Raw genomic sequence first — 20930 nt, forward strand, 5'->3', positions numbered from 1 at the left:
CCGTTAGCCACGCTCAGGCAGGGTGATGGCGCCGTTAGCCGCTTCTTCAGCAAACATTTCGGCCGTGCGCAGACCGGCTGCGGTCATGATGTCCAGGTTGCCGGCGTATTTGGGCAGGAAATCACCCAGGCCTTCGACTTCCATGAAGCAGGATACGCGGTTGCCGTCGAACACCGGGCCGTTGACCAGGCGGTAACCCGGTACGTATTTCTGCACTTCCTTCACCATGGCATGCACGGATTCGGTGATGGCAGCCTGATCCGGCTCGCCTTCTGTCAGGCAGTGGATGGTGTCACGCATGATCAACGGCGGCTCGGCCGGGTTGATGATGATGATCGCCTTGCCCTGCTTGGCACCACCTACCTTCTCCACTGCACCGGCGGTAGTACGGGTGAATTCATCGATGTTCTGACGGGTGCCCGGACCAACGGAGCGAGACGATACAGTGGCGATGATTTCGCCGTACTCAACCGGCTGTACGCGGGAGACAGCAGCGACCATCGGTATCGTCGCCTGGCCACCACAGGTCACCATGTTGACGTTCATTTCCAGGTTCTTGGCATGATCAGCCAGGTTCACCGGGGGTACGCAGTAAGGACCGATGGCAGCAGGCGTCAGGTCGATCATGATCACGCCAAGCTCGTTCAGCTTACGGCTGTTCTCGGCGTGTACGTAGGCGGAGGTCGCATCGAAGGCCACGCGGATGTCGTCTTCGATCACGTGGGGCAGCAAACCGTCCACGCCAGTGGCGCAGGTTTTGATGCCCATCTGTTCGGCACGCTTGAGGCCTTCGGAGGTCGGATCGATACCCACCATCCAGACCGGCTCGATCCACTCGGAACGTTTCATCTTCATCAGCAGGTCGGTGCCGATGTTACCCGGGCCGATGATGGCCGCTTTCAGTTTCTTGGACATATCGAGGACTCGTGATGGAAGGTTTTATTCAGAAAAGTAGACAGACACAGCCCCGAGGCCAGGGGCGGTCAATTGCATTCGGTCTCCGACCTGTACTGGCTCGAGAGGCACTAGCGAACCTGACAGGATGATCTCCCCTGCTTCCAGAGCAATGCCAAAACGCCCCAGAGTGTTAGCCAGCCAGGCAACCGCATTAGCGGGATGCCCCTGAACTGCAGCCCCCTTTCCGCGACTGATCTCTTGTCCATTCTTGCTGACCGTCATTTCCAGCGCCGCCAGGTCCAGCGAACAGGGGTCTATCTGCTCAGTCCCAAGAACGAAGACACCACAGGATGCATTATCCGCAACCGTATCCTCGATTTTGATTTGCCAGTTTTCGATACGGGAATCGACCACCTCGAAACAGGGCATCACATACTCTGTAGCTTCAAGCACCTGCCGAGCGGTGACACCAGGCCCCTCCAGTCGACTCTTCAACTTGAAGGCAATCTCGCCTTCTGCACGCGGCTGAATCAGGTTATTATCCCGCAGTGAAATAGTATCCCCATGCCCGAAACACATGGCATCGGTCAGAAAACCGAAGTCAGGCTGATCAACTCCGAGTGCCTCTTGAACGGCTCTGGACGTTACTCCAATTTTCTTACCAACAACCCGCTCACCAGATTCAATGCGATGCGACATCATACGCAGTGAAATGTAGTAGGCATCCTCAAGGCTGAGGTTGATAAAGCGTTCGGACAATGGTTTTACCGGCGTACCGGTTGTAAGTGCACGATACAGTTCATCACCACAGTTATTGACTATTTGTCCCTGCATTACTTCTCTCGCTAAAAAGCTATCCTGTATTGGCCGCCAGATGTTCTGATCTGGCAATCTTACTCAACCAGATGATGACCCCAGACCTTAGGTGCGTTATAAAGCGCGACGTCCCATGCCTCATCGTCGTGAATTTCAGCGCCACCATAACCATACTCAATGGCAAAACCGGACGGGGTGACCATGTAGAAAGAGGTCATCTGATCGTTGGTGTGTTTACCAAGCGTCAATACCAGCGGCACATCCATCGCAGTGACACGATCATAGGCCTGACCCACATCGTCGATGTTGTCGGCCTGGATCATGAAATGGTTCAGCTCACCAGCCCCGGTGCCAAAGCAAGGGTTACAAATCGCCAGGCTATGATGACGTGGATTACAGTGGAGGAAGGTGGCACGTGCCTCATCCCAATGAATGTAATCTGAAATACGCATCCCTAGCACATCACGATAGAAGGTCAGCGCAGCTTCAGTGTCGGAATGACAGTAGAGAATATGACCAAGCCCCTGGTCACCAGTGACATACTGCCCAAAGCGTGAGCAGCTGGGCTCATAGGGCTGGTTATCATGGAAAGGGGCAAAACAGACCTCCATCGCAACATTATCGGGGCCACGGAATTTCATCAGCTCCAGTACCTGGCGAGCCTCTTTATCCTGAGGCGACCCCATCTCGACCCCCACCCCCATCTGCTGTAGATGCTGATAGAGCAAATGAAACTGATCGATGCTATCCACTTCCCAGCCTACAAAAGCAGTACTGTCAGTATCGCTCTCGTAAAAGGTAAAACGATGATGATGGGAGTCCATTCGCAACTGGATCTGCCCCTGAGGACTATCCTGGCGCATTTCCAGGCCAAGAATATCGAACAGGATTGTGTGCCACTGACTGAAGTCGGAAACGTTGAACCCCAGGTACGAAAGTTTGGTTACAGCCGGCATGATTATCACCTTTATTGTTGTTAATGTCGGGACGACGCAGGTGCCTGAAAAGATTTATGTTTAGAGGCTTTCAAACAGTTCAACATGGATATTCTCAGCCTTAACTCCAAGAGAAAGCAGACGAGCCTTGGCATCTTCCGTCATGGCTGGAGGCCCGCAGAGATAGGCCTGAGTATCTTCATGGGTGATATCGTCAGCTGTTATTGCGAACTGAGCTCGGCAATGGTTCCCGTCCCATTCACCTTCGGGGCGTGAGACGCAGGTACGCACATCAAGGTTTGGCATCCAGTCAGAACGCATCGACAATTCATCCAGCGCGAATAGATCTTTCTCATGAGAGCAGCCAAATGCCAGAATGACGGGCTTACGACGAAAGTTATTTTGGCGCAAGGTATCAATCATGCTCATCATCGGCGCAAGTCCTGTACCACCGGCGATCATGATTTGAGGCACTTTTTCTTCACGCAGATAGAAAACACCGTATGCGCCGTCGACCGGAATCTGATCCCCCACCTGGCAGCGTTCGCGAAGGTAATCAGACATGACACCGGACTCCAGCACCCGGATATAGAAGGTCATTTCAGGGAGTTCCTTGACCGTGCTGGACATGGAATAAGAACGCCACTCCTCGGTACCCGGTACTTGCAACTGGACATACTGCCCCGCTTCGAAGTCCTCAAACTCCGTATCTTCAGGTAACTCCATTACCAGCCGGACAGTGTTGTAATTCACCCACTCCAGCTCGGTAACCGTACCCGTATCCTGGTGCGCTTCATGGTCTTCGGAAAAGGTGCTGGGGTAATCCAGTTGCACCACACAGTCGGTGTCGGCCAGGGCTGCGCAGGAGAGCCTCAACCCCTCCTTGGCTTCGCTGGGCAACAGTGACAGCAGGCGACCGGTATCGGAGCTGACCTCTCCTTCCTCCACTTTGCAGATGCAGGAACCACAGCTGCCGGTCAGGCACTGCCAGGTTACCGGGACATCGTTCTTGCGAGCGACATCTAGCAAGAGCTCACCGGGTTTACTGATGGCGTAATACTCGACGCCATCTGAAAATCTAAAAGTGACCTGAGACTCAGTTTCAAGCATGTGAGCCGCTTCTGATGCAGACATGGCGTATTCTCCTTGTTATTGGATGACCGCAGGGGCTAAGCCCCACGCGGTCGGTACTGCAACATAGATCTGTGGAACTCGACTATTAGCTCTTGTCGTATTTTTGTCCGGTTTCGAACGCTTGGGTGCCCGGCCACTTGCCGGTTGCCGCAGCCGCGAAGTGCTGACTCTGAGCCTTGGTCGCACCGTAAACACCTTTCGGTACCGGCGCGATTCCACGATTGAACCGGGAGGCACACTTGCGCCAGACAATGACGGAAGCATCCATGTCGGCCAACTGTTCGTCATCCCAGCCAGTACCATCGGCATAGAAATTCTGCATCGCGTCACGGGCCATCAGGTCACAATCATTGAACCCTTCCAAACACATTGGCTTGTACAGATTTTCATAGCGGTACTCGAACTCTTTACGCTCTTTCTCGGTATCGCACTTGCGAACAAGTACTTCCCAGTACTCATAGGTGTCGTTAGTGATTGGCACATACCACTCGTACTGAACCACGTGCTCTTCAGGCCAGTTTTCCACCATCAGCACGCCGGGCATGTACATTGAAGTCCGGAAATATTTAGGATTCTGACCATAGGCTTTGATGTCCAGGATCGGGTTGTCCAGAACCGGCTCGTAGTGATCAGTGAAGTAGCGGTTAAGGAAGCCACGAGGACCGTTCTCATCATCGATGATGGCGATCGCTTCCTCAGACAGCGGCTTGATGCCCAGCGGGACCGCCCACTCCTTGGCCTGCACGATGGCGTTGTCACGATGGATCAACAGGTGACCGGCATCGAAGCCGTTTTCACAGGCCAGGCGCCAGTTGGCATTACCGGTACGATGCATGCCCAGTACGACAACATTTTCATCCATGATGGACGGTGTATCCGGCCACAGCGGGTGCGGGAAGCGTTCGTTGTTTTCCGGGAAGCGCAGCGGCAGGTCGTTCGCCAGCGGCGGGATTTCCTCGTCCCAGTCCGCTTCGCAGACGAACACAAAGACCATGCCGGCCACTTCCTCAACGGCAAAGGTCTGGATACCGGTGGTACCAATCAACTTGTCTTCCGGCGCAGCCACGATGGTGCTCAGCTCACCGTCATCCAGGTTGAAGGTAAAACCGTGGTACCAGCAGGTGATGGTTTCATCATTCAGACACATCGGCTTTGCTGAAAATCGGACGCCACGGTGCAAGCACTGGTCCAGCAGTGCATGGACCTTGCCCTTAGCGCGGCGGAGCACGATGGGGACGCCAGCAATCTGAATTCCCTTCACTTCACCTTCGGCCAACTCATCGCTGAAAGCGGCGGGATACCAATGGTTAATGAAGCCCCATTCGGCTTCCATGTAGGGCTGGTATTGTTTCTTGGTGCTTTTGTCGTTCGCGACACGGGCATTTTTCTTAGACATTGTTTTGTTCCCTCACGTTTTTCTAAGCAACTCACCAGATTCTCTGTAATCACAAGTTACGTATAATTAAATATAAATACAACTTCAATTGAAATTCAATTTAAAAGACCAAAAAAATTTAGTGCATTGTCACTTCACTGATGGCTTCGATCTCGGGCAAGTGCTCCAGCAGCGTCTTTTCAACAAACTCGACCAGGGTTTTCTCGGCATTGCCGCAGCCAAGACAGTTACCACCAAACTTAAGCCACACCTTCTCTCCTTCCACACGATCCACAATCACGCTTCCTTGATGCTCAGCCAATGATGGGTTCACATGCTGATTCAGCACCCAGTTTGCCCGCAGTTCCAGATCAGCATCCTCAGGAGGTTGTTGCAGGTTGTGTAAGTTCGGTGCTTTGAGTCTGACCTCGCTGCCCATACGGTTCTGGCGGTACTCGACGCTCAGCCCCTCAATAAAGCCGGCCAGGGCGCGCTTGTAACGCAGGCGGAAGCCTTCAAACTCCACCACCTCATCATCGCTCGATCGTTCCTGACTGAAGCTCAGATAGCACTGGGAAATGGGAGTCCCCGGGTACTGCACCCCAAGGCGCAACTCCCGACAGTTCTCGCGTGCGGCCATTTCTGCGAGGTACTGGCCAGCCTGCTCAGTGACATGAATGTTGGCTTTGCTCATAAGGCCTCCATCTCAAAGATCAACCTTCCTGTAGGAAGGACATCACCAGGTTGTTGAAGCGCTGCGCCTGTTCGATTTGGGTCCAGTGACCGCAGCAACCGAACATGTGGAACTGGGAATGTTTGATCTTGCGCGCCAGGTTTTCCGAGACAGTTACCGGTACTACAGCATCATCACGGCCATGGATGATCAGCACCTCCTGCTTGATGGCGGCCAGCTCCTGATCACTGACAACCTGGGCATCGGCCCAGCGCTGATAGGGCTCGGGGAAGACTCGCTCAAAACGTTCCTGAAAGCCGGGACGGATAGTGGCGCGATAACGCATTTCAGCCAACTCATCGGTGGCGATGCTCTGGTCATAGGCCATGATCTGCAGGATCTCCTTCATCGCCTCGATTGACGGCTTATAGCCCCAGAGTTTCTTCAGATTGGCACTGACCTCAAACGGCTGACCGCCGCTTCCCATCAACACCATACGGCCGATACGCCCAGGATGGCGCACTGCCAATGCTAGTGTCAGCGAGCCACCAAAGGAGTTACCGATGAAGTCAGCTTGCTGGATATCCAGCGCATCCATGAAACGGATAATCTGGTCGACCCAGGTATCCATATGCACGAACTCGAAGTCATCCGGTGTTTCGGTGTAACCAAAGCCGACCAGATCGGGCGCAAGTACACGACGTGACGGTGAGAACATTGGGATGGTATTGCGCCAGTTAGCCCAAGCAGTGACACCGGCACCGGAGCCATGCAGCAGAATGAGCGCACGCCCCTCACCTTCATCATGATAGTTGACACGGATATCACCCAGATCCAGTTGACGACCGATTTCAGGGGTTTCATTCGACATCTTGTTATCCTTCTTTTTCAGTATCGGCTTCACGCAGAAAGTCATGGACCAACTGGTTGAAACGTGAGGCCTGTTCGATTTGTGTCCAGTGACCACAGCAGCCGAAGATATGCAGCTGTGCATGCGGGATTTTCATGGCCAGCTGCTCCGAAACCTCGACCGGTACCACCCGATCATCTCGGCCATGCAACAGTAGGGTTTGATGTGGCAGCGCCGCCAGCTGTTCATCCGAGATGACCAGCACATCGGCCCAGCGCTGATATGGAGGCGGGAATACTTTCTCAAAACGCTCCTGCACACCCGGCCGTATGGTCGAGCGATAACGCAGTTCAGCCAGTTCGTCAGTCGCGATACTCTGGTCATAGGCCATGATCTGCAGGATCTCGCGCATCGACTCGATGGACGGCTTGTAGCCCCAAAGCTTTTTCAAGCATGCGTTCACTTCGAACGGTTGGCCGCCACTGCCCATCAGCACCATGCGTCCCACTCGCTCCGGGAAACGCACAACCAGCGCCAGCGTCAAAGAACCGCCAAAAGAGTTGCCCACGAAGTCGGCCTGTTCGATTCCCAATGCATCCATAAAACGGATGATCTGATCGACCCAGCTGTCCATGTGGACAAACTCATAATTATCAGGCGTTTCTGTGTAGCCAAAACCGGCCAAATCCGGTGCAAGCACACGCCTGAATTTGGCTAATTCCGGAATAGTATTACGCCAGTTGGCCCAAGCACTGACACCTGCACCGGAGCCGTGCAGTAACAGGACAGGTTGTCCTTCACCAGCATCGTGATAATTGACCTTCATGGTGCCGATATCGAGCATCCGGCCAATCTCAGGGGTATTGGTCATGTTCAGGATTCCTAAAAAGGCTGCAGGTCCCCGAAGGGGTAGGGACCTACAGGTGTTACGACTTAACGAGCGGTTGCCCGCAACACGGAAAGACTCACATCATCAGCCTCAAGCCCTGGTGTGTTAGTGCTCCAAGTATTGGTATCCGGGAAGAACACGGTAGCGTGGTTTCGCTTGAAATCGATGGTGGCGCCGGAGGTAGTCCGCACATCGACACTGCCGTCTTCAGCCACATTGGGATAGGAGTGAAACTGGAACATTTTCCAGAAGTCACCTTTTTTATCGTAGGCCTCACCCATATGGATACGTGGATACTCGGTATCGATATAAAGCACCTTTTTGCTGTACGGGTGCTCTTCCGGCGGAATCGCCTCAATTACATACACTTCACGCGGTTCGTAGCGGTCTTGGTTGAAGTTCCAGTAGGGCGCCTTTGACAGATCCAGTGTCGGGAAGGACTCCGCATCATTGCCACCGTCTGGATTCCAGGCGCTATTAACGCCATGAGCAGCCGTCAAGATGTGACGTTTGCCCAGCATCCTATATTCCTTGTACCAAGTCGGGTTAGCATTGAAGACTTCGATATCATCCTGCAGCTGATCAGTCCCACCGACCGGGTCCATCCAAGCACCACCAGATAGGCGACGGGTACGACGTACAGCACGGATATAGGCCCAAACATCCTCCACCTCTTCGTTATCTTTGCGTACGGTGTAGGTGCCCAGTCCCTTGATATCTCGGGGCCCAGTGGCAACGAAGATGGTACGGCTAAGTTCACTTCCATCACCTTCGACTTGCTCCCCAGTCAGCCGGCCTTTCATCGTATAACGCACGAACTTCCAGTTCTGAACTCGTTCAATCCCGCTATCACCATCAATCAACACATAAGCGACGTTTGGCACGTTCATTACGTCACCGCGTGGGTTACCGTAATACCAGTTCCAGATCACTTTTTTGGCCGCTTCCGGGTCACTCATATCGATATTCGGGAAAGGAGCTCCCCCCACCCAGCCATCGATCCGGCCCTTCTCTTCATTAATAGTGACCTTGCCCACATTTTGCTGGGAACGTGCGACCCAGTCCTTTCCCAGCGTGACCGACTGGGAGGGCACTAATTTCATTTCAAAACCATTTTCGCGGATACGCCATTCGACTTTCTCGGTCAAAAGGTCCTTGATTTTGTGACCCTCGAAAGTGTCGTCATACAGCTGGTCGATATTGGACGATGATAGGACCGTTCCCGGCTGCACTTCCGCAATCAGGGGGGCGCTAGCGAGGGTGCAGGCAAGCGTAAGGAAGGAGGGAAAAAAGGCTTTTTTATAATTCATGATTCACCTCGATATCAGAACTGATAGGTCACAGTCATAGCAAACTGATTGTTGTCTTCGAACCAACCGAACAGGCTGGAATCCGTGTTGCTGGCCACCGGGGCACCGTTTTTACGCGTTCCGTCCGACCAGAACAGGTCGAGCTCACCCTTCACTTTCCAGTGGTTACCAATGGTGTAGGTAAGACTCGGAACAGCAAAACCGCCGCCATAGGTCAAGTCGAAGCCGGCTACCAGTTCCGGTGTCAGGCGACCATTCATGTAAGAGAGGCCAAAGATGGTGGTCAGCAGAGTGGAGTGCTCCTTGCGAAGCTCTGGCTGGCCGACGAGGACTTTCAAACGATCGCTCTTATCGAAGTCCATGATCCAAGTATCAAAAAGCTGCATACTGAAGAACGCCGGTTTTTCTGCCCCAAGCAAGGACTGAGCAAACCCTAGGTTCTTGTCGACACGGACCATAGAGCGCAGAACGTCTTTTTCTTCGATGCCACAGAAACCGTGCTCAAGGGAATTACACGCAGCCGCACCTTCACCTAAACCTCCATAGTTGAAGGGTGCGTCCTTGATGTACGCGAACTCGGTACTCCAGACAAAGTCACCAGTGCTGGAATAGCCGTTCAGGGTGAAGCCAAGCATATCGATCATCGGATAAATCACTTCACCGATGGTGCTAGCTTGATCACTACCGTATTCCGCCTTATAAGCCCGACCGCCGAATGACGGGTTGGCATTCATCACCGGATCGGGGTTAAAGGTTTTCAAATACGCAAATGAATAACCCAGATCATCCCACATACCGTTCCAACGGATGCCATAGGTGGGATCATCCATATCCCCTTCACTATGCTCATAGTTGTAGGGATCAACTGTGGGGAAATGCACCCCTTTCCAGGGGTTTGACGCCCAGCGACCGCCTTCAATGTCATAGCTATTACCGATGTCTTCCTCATCATCCCAACCGGGTCGGAACAGCAGTTGCAAGGAGCCGTCGGCTTCCGGCACATCGATGATGGCGTTAGCCATGATCAAAGGCTTGCGCAGATCGGCGTTGGCCGGCTCCAAAAAGGAGCGCCAGGTATAATCAAAACCATGCACCATATCCATGGCCTGGAAGAAGTCCGTTTCGCCCCAAGCAACCTGCTGCTTGCCAAGTTTGAGCAGAGTCCGATCCCCAATGGGGATATCTAGGTAAGCTTCCCGAATATCAGCATCGTCGTAGTAATCGCCTACGCCTTCATTACCATAAGCACCCAGGTCTTCCAGGTCTTTCAAGTAACCCAATCGCTGTTCCCAGTTGGCTCGGGCAACCCCCACAAAGGCAATATCCCGGGGCAAGTCCGCGACCCACTCCAGCTGAAGCGTGGTACGGTTCATAGACATGTCGCCACTGGCACCAGCCGGGCCAGCTGCTGTAATGGGATCATCCAAGTTCCAAGACATATGTTGACGGATAAAGCCGTCGATTCTGACCGGACCCAGCTCGACCGCCTGGGCCGGTTGCATGGCCGCACTCACGGCAAGTGCCGCCAGTGTCAAGGCCAGTGGATTATGCCGCTGCTTTTTCATTGACCACCTCGATTTTTTCTTCTGTTGTAGAGGACGAGATCTTGCGATCGCCATAGATGAAGGACGGTTTAAAGATGTGAGCCAGTGCAGGCATCACGAAAAGTGCAGTGAAGGCGGATACGGTCAGCCACAGCGCGACCAATAGCCCCATCTCTGCCTGAAATTTCAGTGAGCTCTGGTACACCAGCAACACTGAAACGATCAGTACAAAAGCAGTCACGATCACGCCCTTACCGGCACTGTGAAGCGCACGCTCGATCGCTTCCAGATCACCGGCACCGGCATTCAATTCCTGCTTGATCCTGTCACAGATATAGAGCGCATAGTCGACGCCCAGACCGATGCCCAGAGCCGCAACCGGTACCGTATTGATGTTCATGCCAATACCCATGTAGGCCATGAAGCTGAAGGTGACGGTGTTGGACAGAACGACTGGTACCATGAAGAACATCCCAGCCACCGACGAGCGATATACGACGGTACAAAGAATCACCAAAATCAGCAGTGCCAGGGCAATCGACTGCAGCTGACCGGACAAGATTACTTCGTTGACTGCCGCAATCACGCCAATAAGCCCACCGGCAAGTTTGAACTCTCCCTCCTCCAGCGGGTGGCTGGCGATGAACTCCTTAATCCGGGATACTGCCGTGCGCACGGTTTCGCCCTGGCGGTCACGGAAAAACAAGGTTACGGAGCCATTGGCACGTTCGGTATCGACATAACGGTCCATGTCTCCAGGTTCGGCGCCGGCCTCGAACATGTAGAGCAGCTCACCATTGATATCCTGGGTTTCACCCAGCTCTTCATAGCGAGGATTGCCTTCACGCAGGGTGCGGTTCACCGCCGGCAACACATCCGCTATCGACAGGGTGCCGCCTACCTCGGGCTGAACCTCGATGAATCGCTGGAAATCCTGCATTGCGTTGAGGATCTCAGGCTTCTTAACCAAGTCAGATTCATCGCCCCCGATGACCACAAACATCCGGTCAGCGCCCTGGAACTTGTCATTGATCGCGGCCGAGTCGGTGTTGTATTGCGAATCCGGCCAGAGGATCGGTGAGCCCGGATTGGCATCACCCACTTTCAGGGACAGTGCGTAGTAGCCGCAAACCATCAGCACGATGGCGGTCCAGACCACAACCACATAGCGGGTCTTGCTGACCACAATTAGGTGGCATAGATTGAGCACCCAATGCAGCAGACGACCGACGTTGAACGGATGTGCATAACCACGTGGATGTTTCACCCAGGAGAGCATCACCGGCGTCAGGATAATGGCGCTGACCGCCACTGTGCCCACCCACACGACAGCCAGCAAAGCCAGTTTCTGCAGCAGCGGAATCGGGCTTAATGCCACTACAGCTACGCAGCAGGCATCAGTCGCAATGCCCAGGATGCCAGGACGCAACAGCTCTTTAAGCGTGGTTAGGGCCGCCGCGCCCGAGCTCTCTCCACCGGCCTCGATCTGCTCTACTTCCTCGTTGTAGCGGGTAATGATCTGAACCGAATGCGAGATGGCGCGTGCTGTAATCAGCATAGCGATGACGATGACCAGTGGATCGAAATGAATCCCAATCAGGTTGGAAATGCCCAGCGCCCAAGTCGCACTGACCAGGCCGGACAGCAATGGCAGGAAAGTACCGCGCCAGGTGCGGTTGAGGATGAACAGCAGAGCAACAACCGCCAATAGTGCCATCAGTACCAGGTTGACGGTTTCTGGTAGATAGTAGTTGACCCAACCATAAAGGATGGGGTCGCCAACCAGACGCACCACAACGCCTGGTTCGTCTATGCTATTGACCAATGTGGTAATTTCGTTGAAAGCAGTCTCGTAATCGAGTAGGCGATCAATAAAGTCCACGGTGATAAGAGTCGAAGATAGATCAGCTGACACATACGGACCATAGATCAGCGAGTTACGCAGTACCTTTTCTTCCAGCTCCTGCAGCTCCGCTTCCGTCTGCGGCAGATCCGGCCACATAATCGGACGGGTCTCGATGCCACTGGTCGAGGCCTTGACCTCCTTCAGCTTCTTGGACGCGATCGAGACCACCTGAAAGGGGTTGACCGCTGACACTTTCTGCAGCTCCCGTGTCAGGTGGTCCACTACCTTGAGAACCCGAGGCTGAAAAATGTCGTCATCCTCGACCTCCACCATAATGGTCACCAGATTGGAGCCACCGAAGGTATCCTTGAAGGCGTTATGTGTTTTGACGTATTCGTGATCGCTGGGCAGCAGATCCTGAAAGACGGTTTTAACCTCTATGTCCTGTGCGGCGTAGCCAAATCCCAGGGTTATCAGAGCGATCAGAGAGACCACCCAAACCCTGAACCGGATCAACCAGTTAGCGAAATTCTCGGTCATACAATTCTCCTGTAGGAGCCAGCCTTCTTCTTATAATTAACGGTCACTCAACACGCGCCACTGCTGGTCGGCCCAGACACCCAAGTTCCGACCCGCCAATAACACCCCCTGCTGAAAGGGAGCCAACGCGGTGTGCCAAGCCATCTCGCGTGCGGCAAGACGCCCCGAAGCCCACTGGTCCAGCTCTCGGTTACCCGTGACCCAGACACCCTTCGCACCAGCACCAACCCAGCGTTCCAGGGCCTCGACCCAGCGCACGGTGAAAATATGCTCGGTGGTCATGTCCTCCCAGGAGTCGCTGCGCGCGGTACCCGGCTCCGTCATGGCTGGCGGGGCCTGTAGGTCATCCATGGCAGCCACCCAGCTGCGACCGGCATCGCGAGTGGCCAAAATGATGCCCTCCAACCCAACGGCAAGACCGTTGCGCTCGTCTCGGAACGCAACTGACATTAGGCTGTTCTCAGCGCCGGTATCGGCAAATTGCCAGCTGCGGCCGCCATTATCCGAGCGCAGAACCGTACCGAACTCACCCACGGCAACCAGCACATCCAGGCTGACCCGCACCACTTCGTTCAGAATGAAATCCTCGGCCTCACGCATCTGCTGCCAGCTGCGACCGTAATCGGTACTCCGGAGAATCATGCCGAAGGCCCCTACCGCCCAGGCTTCACCACCGGGATACACCTTGACGTCCATCAGCTTATTAACCACATCACTGACCGGCGCCTCGACTCGCTGCCAGGAGCTCCCTCCGTCCTCGGTACGCAGCACCACGCCATCGTTACCCACTACGACAGCGTGCAACTCATCCCAGGCCGCAATATCCTGCAAATGCAGCGAGACAGGCGTTGTCTGCACGTCCCATATTTCGCCCTGATCCCGGCTGATGATGACCTTGCCATCAGCCCCTACCGCCCAGATCACACGGTCATCGATCACGGCAACACCATAGAAGCGATCACGGGATTCAATGGCCGCGGGTGTGACCGTCTTACCAACAGGTTTGGGCTTGACGAACAACCCCACATAGAGGAGTGCCGCGATGACCACCCATGGCATCGCGGCAGTTATGAGACGAGATAACAACTTGAGCATTACGGCTGCCCTCCACCCGAAAACAACGATTGAATATCAATTGATTTTTAATCGAGTATTGGCTTTAGAGAGATTGAATGTCAACTGTTAATTAATAATTACAGGCGTGAATTGAGGTGGATAGTTGGACTAGATGGCTACTCATGTCAGCGGACGAAAAAGAAAACTTTAAAATTATATTTTTAAATCAATACGTTACCTACAAATCCTCACTCATGCTTTTGCTCTTCATCATGAACGATCCCTCATAAAAGCCTTGACCTTGCGGTAATTATTAATTAATCATCGATACATACCAATTGAATTTCAATAGAAAGTATCGGTAAAAATAATGAAAAACCTCTCTGTTGGACAAGCATCTGTAGCCCTGGCATCAGGCAAGATGAGTAGTGAAGCGTTAACAGGCCGCTGCCTGGAGCAGATTCGCAAGCGTGAGTCGGAGACCCATGCCTGGGCTTTCATTGATCCGGAGCGAGCACTGGATCAGGCCAGACAAAGGGATCGTGAAGAACGCCGCTCTCCTCTGCACGGCATCCCCGTCGGCATCAAGGACATCATCGATACTGCCGACATGCCGACCGCCTATGGCAATGAGCGTTATGCCGGCCACTTTCCGTCGCAAGATGCCGAGATCGTTTCCCTGCTGAAAAAAGCCGGTGCTGTAATTCTGGGCAAAACCGTGACCACCGAATTTGCCTACTTCACGCCCGGGCCTACGCGCAATCCCAACAACCTGTCACATACTCCGGGCGGCTCCTCCAGCGGCTCGGCCGCCGCAGTGGCCGACCAGCATGTTCCCTTCGCTCTAGGCACCCAGACAGCCGGCTCCATGATCAGGCCCGCCAGCTTCAACGGTATCGTCGGCCTCAAGCCCAGCTTCGGCACCCTGCCTTATAAAGGTACCCATACTCTTGCAGGCTCCCTCGACACCCTGGGTCTATTCTCACGCACCATTGCCGACCAGCGCCTGCTGCTGACGGCACTGGCACCGCATCTGCAGATTGCCAATGGCCCTGAAACCCCCGTCGTCGCAGTCTGCAGAACGGCCTATTGGAACCAGATCGACAGGGAAATGCAGGAGGCCTTCGAAAGCCATGTCAGGGCACTGAAGGAGAAGGGTATCGCCTGTGTCGAATATGAACTGCCTGTTATGTTCACCGAACTAGCCGATGCACAGCGTGAGATCATGGCAGTTGAAGCCTCGCGGGCACTGCATGAGGAATATCAGCATCACCGGGCATCGCTGGGTACCTTCACGATCGAGCTCATTGAAGAAGGCCTGGCCGTGACACCTGAGCAGGAAGCCGCCGCCCGTAATCTGGCTGCCCGCTGCCGCTATCGTCTCGAGCGTATTTTCGACGCTCACGACCTGATCTTGACACCTGCTGCACTGGGTGTGGCCCCTGCCGGTATCGAACGCACCGGCGATCCCATCCTGCAGCGTATCTGGACCTTCCTGGGCAACCCGTCACTGACCTACCCCATCGCCAGAACGGCTCAAAACCTGCCACTGGGAGTCCAGCTGGTCAGTGCTTTTGGACAGGATCATGCCCTGATCGACATGGCCGATCGGCTCAACACCCTCGCGACAGGAGACTGAGATGAACAACACGCACGCGTTTGACCCTCAGCAGCAGGCCTGGTTTGAAGCTGCCTGCAAACATATCGATACAGAGCGGTTACGACGCCTGAATGCCGACCTGGTTAATATCCACAGCCCCACTGGGGCAGAGCAGGAAGCCAGTGAATTCATGACGGCACACATGGAAAGTATCGGTCTCAAAGCTCGCTACCAAGCGGTCAACGACGCCAGCGGCAACGCCATTGGTGAGTTGTGCGGAGACGGTACAGGACCAAACCTGCTGCTCTATGCCCCGATCGACACCCACCTTGAAGGCAATGAAGCGGACCTGCCGATGGTTGGCGATCGACTGCGAGATGACATGAAGCCCGAAGCCATTCTGAGGGATGATCTGGTCATCGGGCTGGGCGCCTCCAACCCCAAGGCCATGGTGTCGTCTCTCACCGAAGCAGTGAACGCTGTTATCGATGCTGGTGTCGAGTTGAAGGGTAAAGTCACTCTGGCATTTGCCGGTGGTGGTATGCCACTTTATGTTCCTGAACGTAACAATTACGGCCTTTCGTCCGGGGTCACCCATATGCTCACTCATGGTGTCACCGCCGATTTCGGCATCATCATGAAGCCCTGGTACGAGATTTACCACGAACACCCAGGCATGTGCTGGTTCAAGGTGTCGGTCAAGGGATCACTCGGTTACGCCGGTATTCCTCGAGGCACCCCCGGCTTCCGCAGCTCGATCATCCCGGCCACTACGGTGATCAATGAGATCGAGCATTGGCTGGCTGAATTTCCTACTCGCCATAGTTCGGATCAAATCGCACCGGAAGGCTGGATCGCCTCGGTACGCTCAGGATGGCCGGAACGTCCCGCCTTCCCGGCAGCGACCACCGAGATCTTTATCGATGTGCGCACCAACCCAAACCAGACCATGGCCGGCATCCGTCACGAATTCGATCAGCTGATGGCCGAAATTTTGAGGCGCCATCCCGACATTGAAGCGGACTGGGACATGTACGGTTCCTGCCCGGGATCGGCCACGGCACCGGACCACTGGATCGTGCAGTCGGCTCACGCGGCCTGGGAACACCAAGAAGGAAAACCCTATCCGGGAGCCCCCATGCTGAGCGGTCAGACTGATGCCGCCATGATCAACAAACTGGGGATTCCACTTGTACGTGTTGGCTACCCTTGGATCGGTGATGCCAGCGTACCCGAAGAGTTTGCTGACGGACTGGGGGGCATGGGGGTCAGCAATATCCAGGATCTGGTCAAGCCAATTGAGAACATTATCTATTCCATCATCGACTGCTGTTCCAGAGCCAGGCAGGACGTAGGTTTAGAATAAAGAATCATCAGCATTTATCCATGCAGTTGTTGGGAGCTTAGGGGGTGTTTTTAGCCCCCTTTTTTTGGTTCTTCGCGTCTCAGTGGGAAGAATAGATGGACAGGCAGAGAAGAAGGTGCACTTGTAGTCGCCAAACTTCCTCAAAATCAAAGCAGCCTTCCCCAGTAAAACGGAATGAACAATGTAATGAATATGACAACAAGTACTTAAGGACCATGCTCCAACTAAGGCACAAGATGGCACCTGTCAATATTCTTGATCTAGATTATTTGAAACAAGACGATGGTGACTCCCCAAGTATTTGCATAGTCAAATCAACAAAGCAGCGCACCTCCGGTAGATCCGAACGTGCTTTTAGCCACACTACATGTTCTGTCACGGCTGCGGATGCTTCCCGAATCGGCACCACGGCATAAGGCCCCTGCGCCGGAATATCACCGCGAAAGGCAAAACCGATTCCCAAATCATGTGCGACTGCCTCACAAATATCGGTACGCGAGTCGATAAGAATAGTCGAGTTAAGGGCCAAGCCCGCCTGTTGCACCAAACTATCCAGCAGCTGCTGGGTGTAGGAGTAACGGCGCGAAAAAATAAGCGATTCGCCCTCAAGCTGATGCAGAGAGAGAGACTGCAACCCGGCAAGCGGGTGGTTAAGGGGCACAATGGTGATCAGGTCATGATCCCGATACGCCAGCCTCGACAAACGACGGTCCTCCCAGTGCATGGGAAAGAGGCCGACATCCACCTCTCTGTTTGCCAGTACCTGATGACATTCATCTGTAGTCGCCGTGTGCAGGTTTAATGCAACCTCCGGGTAAGACTGAGCAAAACGAGCAATCAACGGCATGAAAACCAGTGGCGAAGCCGTTGCTATGCGAATTTCTTCAAGACGTGAGCCTTTGCCCGGATTGATCAGCGCCTGGACGCCTTGATCCAGCTCTGAAAATTGGGCCGTGAGTCGGTACAGCCGCTGGCCCAGCTCGGTCAACCGCGTGCCATTCCCAACGCGTTCCAATAAGGGGCCCTCAAAGCGCGATTCAAGCTTGCGCATCTGTGCCGTTACTGCCGGTTGGCTAACCGACAGGCGCTGGGCCGCACGAGTGAAAGTTCCCTCTAAAACCACGGCATTAAAGGTACGTATTTCCGGCAACGACAAATTTGACTCAGCCATGCGCTACCACGGAATCAAGCGGTGCGGTGTCTTCAAGTAGTCCATTTTCTGGACGCTTCAGGGTCGGAATAGCCGCAATCAGGGCCTGAGTATAGGGCTGTCGTGGCTGCAGGAAAATCTGGCGCACGCTACCCTGCTCCACCAGCCTGCCGTGCTGCATTACGCAGACATGATCACAGAGGTTGGCGACCACACTGAGATCATGGGAAATAAACAGGATGGTCAGGCCCATCTCATCACGCAGCTCCTTGAGAAGCTTTAGGATCTCAGCCTGGATCGATACGTCCAACGCCGCTACAGCTTCGTCTGCTACCAAAAACCTAGGGTTGGCCACCAACGCCCTTGCAATACTGATGCGCTGACGCTGACCTCCTGAAAAGGCGTGTGGGAAACGGCGCAGATGGCTCACTTCTATATGACAACGCCTGGACACTTCAAGTACACGACGGTCTATCTCCTCACGGTTGCGACACAGCCCCAGCGCCTGTAAAGGCTCGGCGATAATATCCCGGATAGTCATGCGCGGATTGAGCGAGCTGTACGGATCCTGAAACACCAGCTGAGCTACCTGGGCCAACCGCTTGCGCTTTACTTTTTGCCCCGCCTTCAGTTGTAACGGAGTATCAAGGCGATATTCCACGCTGCCGGCCGAAATCGGCGCCGCGCCCAGCAATGCCTTGCCCAGGGAGGTCTTGCCGGAGCCACTTTCCCCTACCAGGCCAATGATTTGCCCGGCCGGCAGGTCCAGGTTCATGTTCGGGACCGCCTGAAAGGGTGCCTGCCCCGGCCCGCTTGCGGGATAGGTTATCGATAGGTCACGCACACTCACCAGAGGTTCTGGCGTTGTGACAGGTGGCTGTGGCAGTTGCTCAAGGTGGGGGAGCGCATCCAGCAGGCGACGCGTGTAGACATGCCGGGGCGCGAACAGTACCCGGTCGGTGCTGCCCGCTTCCACAGTCTGCCCTTTTTTCATCACCGTCAGGTTATCAGCGATGCGGGAAATCACCCCAAGATCATGGGTGATGAACAGCATGGCCATGCCGAACTGCTCTCGCAATTCCAGCATCAATTCCAGCACTTGCGCCTGCACGGTCACATCGAGTGCCGTGGTCGGCTCATCGGCAATCAACAGGCGGGGCTGCGTGGAGAGAGCCATCGCAATCATGGCACGCTGGCGCATGCCGCCCGAGAGTTCAAACACATACTGATCAAATCGGCGCGCCGGCTCTCGAATCCCCACTCGCTCGAACAGTTCAATCCCCTGCCGCCTTGCACTTGCATAGTCCGCGCCCGTATGTAGCTGAATCGTTTCGGTAATCTGTTCCCCCACCCGGATCGCAGGGGCAAAGCTGGCCATGGGTTCCTGAAAAATCATGGATACCTGCCCTCCACGCACCAGTCGCAGATCCCGACCGTGCAGCCCCATTACATCGACTTTCCGCTGTCCATCGTAAAAATGAATACGGCTGTGCGCAGCAATATCCGCATTGCCGGGCAGCATGCGCATGATGCTCTTGGCGGTAATGGACTTGCCGGATCCGCTTTCCCCTACTAACCCCATTACTTCGCCCGGCTGAACACTCAGGTTCAGATGATCCACGGCCCGCTGGGGCCCTTCTGGGGTATGGAAGTCAATACACAGGTCCCGTATATCCAGCAGCGGCTCAGACATCAATTGATTGCTACTCATCGTTTTCGCTCCGAATAGGGGTCTGCCGCATCACGCAACGCATCACCGACAAACACAAACGCCATAATCAACAGTACAAACACGCCCACCGGTGCAAACTGCCACACCATGTTTTGTTGGATATCCGGATCCTGCGCTTTCTGCAGCAGCACTCCCAGACTATTGACCGGTTCGGTCAGCCCTAGCCCTAGAAAGCTCAGGCTGGTTTCTGCCAGGATCACGTAGGGGAAGTTGATCAGGGTATCCACGATGATGTAGCTAGAAAAGCTGGGCACCAGATGGCGCCAGATAATACGGCTGCTGCTGGCACCGGATAGCCGGGCCGCCAGCACATAGTCCTGGTTACGTTCGGTCAGAATATGGGTGCGCAAACGGCGGCCCAGTGCGGCGAAATCCAGCGCACCGATCACCACGGCAATGGCGAAGTAGCGCTGTACCGGCGTCAGGTCAATCTGTGACAGGGCCACCGCACAGGCCAGATACACCGGAATGGGCGGGATCACGCGCACGGCTTCCGTGATCGACATCAGCACCGCATCGACCTTGCCGCCGCAATAACCACTGATACCCCCGACCAACAACGACACGAACAGTTTCACCGCCAGCGCCACCAGCGCAATGCTGATAGTGACCCAGATGGCATGCAGCGTTCGACTGAACACATCCTTGCCGTCCTCATCGGTACCAAACAGGTGGATCTGTCCCTGATCAACACCGAACAGGTGCCGGTTAGAGCGAATATCGATGCCCAGCCATTCAACCTTGAACAGGCTGTATTCCCAGCCTTGTACCCAGAACTGCAGGTACCGACGCTGGTCCGTCTGCTCGATAAAGCGGTTCTGGCTGGATGCACTCAGGCTGTCACCGGAAGTCAGCGCATCCAGCGCATTCAAGTCGCCCCCTGCCAGGCTGCTCAAGTCCAGCTTGGGTACCTCCTTTACATAGGTATAGGTAAACGGGCGCATGGAGCAGCCGCTGGCATCGCAGAACTGAATGCTCTGTGGTGCACCGCGGCGATAGTCCGGATTCGCCCCCTCGATTCCGGGCGCATTGGGCGAAAAGAAAGGCGCAAAAAAGCCCATCAAAACCAGTAAGCCCAGCAGCCCTCCAGCCACTACACCTGTGGTATTGCGCAGAAAACGGGTCTTGATCAATGCCAATTGCCCGGCCGTGTAATATGACTCCTCAGCCTTGAATGCAGTGCGCTGGCCACGCCAGCGGGCGATCAATCCGGCCAT

General features: G+C 54.7%; 17 protein-coding genes and 1 pseudogene. 2 read left to right on the forward strand and 16 right to left on the reverse strand.

Annotation, left to right across the window (positions count from 1 at the left end; all coding sequences use genetic code 11):
* Nucleotides 1-3: 3 nt before the first annotated feature.
* The 13 genes and pseudogenes from O3C79_RS18495 to O3C79_RS18555 all read right to left on the reverse strand — a co-directional run bounded on the left by O3C79_RS18495 (nucleotide 4) and on the right by O3C79_RS18555 (nucleotide 13904).
* A complete protein-coding gene (locus O3C79_RS18495) occupies nucleotides 4-915 on the reverse strand; it encodes an acetaldehyde dehydrogenase (acetylating) (RefSeq protein ID WP_494384280.1) in 912 nt (303 codons plus the stop codon).
* Nucleotides 916-939: 24 nt separating this feature from the next.
* Nucleotides 940-1731, reverse strand: coding sequence for a fumarylacetoacetate hydrolase family protein (locus O3C79_RS18500; protein WP_494384281.1), 792 nt, complete (start codon nucleotides 1729-1731; stop codon nucleotides 940-942).
* Nucleotides 1732-1790: 59 nt separating this feature from the next.
* On the reverse strand, nucleotides 1791-2669 hold the full coding sequence (locus O3C79_RS18505; RefSeq protein ID WP_494384282.1) for a VOC family protein: 879 nt from the start codon (nucleotides 2667-2669) through the stop codon (nucleotides 1791-1793).
* Between the two features lie 60 nt (nucleotides 2670-2729).
* The gene (locus O3C79_RS18510; protein ID WP_494384283.1) at nucleotides 2730-3782 is read right to left on the reverse strand and encodes a 2Fe-2S iron-sulfur cluster binding domain-containing protein; all 1053 of its coding nucleotides are present in this window, start codon (nucleotides 3780-3782) and stop codon (nucleotides 2730-2732) included.
* Between the two features lie 85 nt (nucleotides 3783-3867).
* Nucleotides 3868-4776 (reverse strand): SRPBCC family protein, encoded by a 909-nt coding sequence (locus O3C79_RS18515; protein WP_494385810.1) that lies wholly within the window; start codon nucleotides 4774-4776, stop codon nucleotides 3868-3870.
* 78 nt (nucleotides 4777-4854) lie between these two features.
* Nucleotides 4855-5178, reverse strand: a pseudogene (locus tag O3C79_RS18520) (Rieske 2Fe-2S domain-containing protein); the annotation flags it as partial.
* 118 nt (nucleotides 5179-5296) lie between these two features.
* Nucleotides 5297-5851 (reverse strand): NifU family protein, encoded by a 555-nt coding sequence (locus O3C79_RS18525; protein ID WP_494384284.1) that lies wholly within the window; start codon nucleotides 5849-5851, stop codon nucleotides 5297-5299.
* Nucleotides 5852-5870: 19 nt separating this feature from the next.
* Nucleotides 5871-6701, reverse strand: a complete 831-nt coding sequence (locus O3C79_RS18530; RefSeq protein ID WP_494384285.1) for an alpha/beta fold hydrolase — start codon at nucleotides 6699-6701, stop codon at nucleotides 5871-5873.
* 4 nt (nucleotides 6702-6705) lie between these two features.
* Nucleotides 6706-7551, reverse strand: coding sequence for an alpha/beta fold hydrolase (locus O3C79_RS18535; RefSeq protein WP_494384286.1), 846 nt, complete (start codon nucleotides 7549-7551; stop codon nucleotides 6706-6708).
* 62 nt (nucleotides 7552-7613) lie between these two features.
* Complete coding sequence (locus O3C79_RS18540; protein WP_494384287.1) at nucleotides 7614-8879, reverse strand: DUF1329 domain-containing protein; 1266 nt, start codon at nucleotides 8877-8879, stop codon at nucleotides 7614-7616.
* Nucleotides 8880-8893: 14 nt separating this feature from the next.
* Nucleotides 8894-10444 carry a DUF1302 family protein gene (locus O3C79_RS18545; protein WP_494384288.1) on the reverse strand — a complete coding sequence of 517 codons (1551 nt, stop codon included), beginning with the start codon at nucleotides 10442-10444 and terminating at the stop codon, nucleotides 8894-8896.
* On the reverse strand, nucleotides 10425-12809 hold the full coding sequence (locus O3C79_RS18550) for an efflux RND transporter permease subunit (protein ID WP_010325227.1): 2385 nt from the start codon (nucleotides 12807-12809) through the stop codon (nucleotides 10425-10427). Before O3C79_RS18550 ends, O3C79_RS18545 begins: the two co-directional genes overlap by 20 nt.
* A 36-nt stretch (nucleotides 12810-12845) precedes the next feature.
* Nucleotides 12846-13904 (reverse strand): WD40/YVTN/BNR-like repeat-containing protein, encoded by a 1059-nt coding sequence (locus O3C79_RS18555; protein WP_010325226.1) that lies wholly within the window; start codon nucleotides 13902-13904, stop codon nucleotides 12846-12848.
* 331 nt (nucleotides 13905-14235) lie between these two features.
* Here O3C79_RS18555 and O3C79_RS18560 point away from each other — a divergent pair, with 331 nt between their 5' ends.
* Both O3C79_RS18560 and O3C79_RS18565 read left to right on the forward strand, forming a co-directional pair.
* On the forward strand, nucleotides 14236-15504 hold the full coding sequence (locus O3C79_RS18560) for an amidase (protein WP_494384289.1): 1269 nt from the start codon (nucleotides 14236-14238) through the stop codon (nucleotides 15502-15504).
* Nucleotide 15505: 1 nt separating this feature from the next.
* Nucleotides 15506-16831: a M20 family metallopeptidase gene (locus tag O3C79_RS18565; protein WP_010325224.1), complete on the forward strand. Its 1326-nt coding sequence runs from the start codon at nucleotides 15506-15508 to the stop codon at nucleotides 16829-16831.
* Between the two features lie 265 nt (nucleotides 16832-17096).
* On the opposite strand, the gene O3C79_RS18570 is transcribed toward O3C79_RS18565, so the two are convergent.
* From O3C79_RS18570 to O3C79_RS18580, 3 genes are read right to left on the reverse strand one after another with little or no spacing between them, the layout of a single operon-like run.
* Complete coding sequence (locus O3C79_RS18570; RefSeq protein WP_494384290.1) at nucleotides 17097-17987, reverse strand: LysR family transcriptional regulator; 891 nt, start codon at nucleotides 17985-17987, stop codon at nucleotides 17097-17099.
* Between the two features lie 7 nt (nucleotides 17988-17994).
* Nucleotides 17995-19692, reverse strand: coding sequence for a dipeptide ABC transporter ATP-binding protein (locus tag O3C79_RS18575; protein WP_010325222.1), 1698 nt, complete (start codon nucleotides 19690-19692; stop codon nucleotides 17995-17997).
* Nucleotides 19689-20930 (reverse strand): ABC transporter permease, encoded by a 1242-nt coding sequence (locus tag O3C79_RS18580; protein ID WP_494384291.1) that lies wholly within the window; start codon nucleotides 20928-20930, stop codon nucleotides 19689-19691. The genes O3C79_RS18575 and O3C79_RS18580 overlap by 4 nt, the downstream gene beginning before the upstream one ends.

Source organism: Marinobacterium sp. NO-S09 (genome assembly GCF_059179545.1).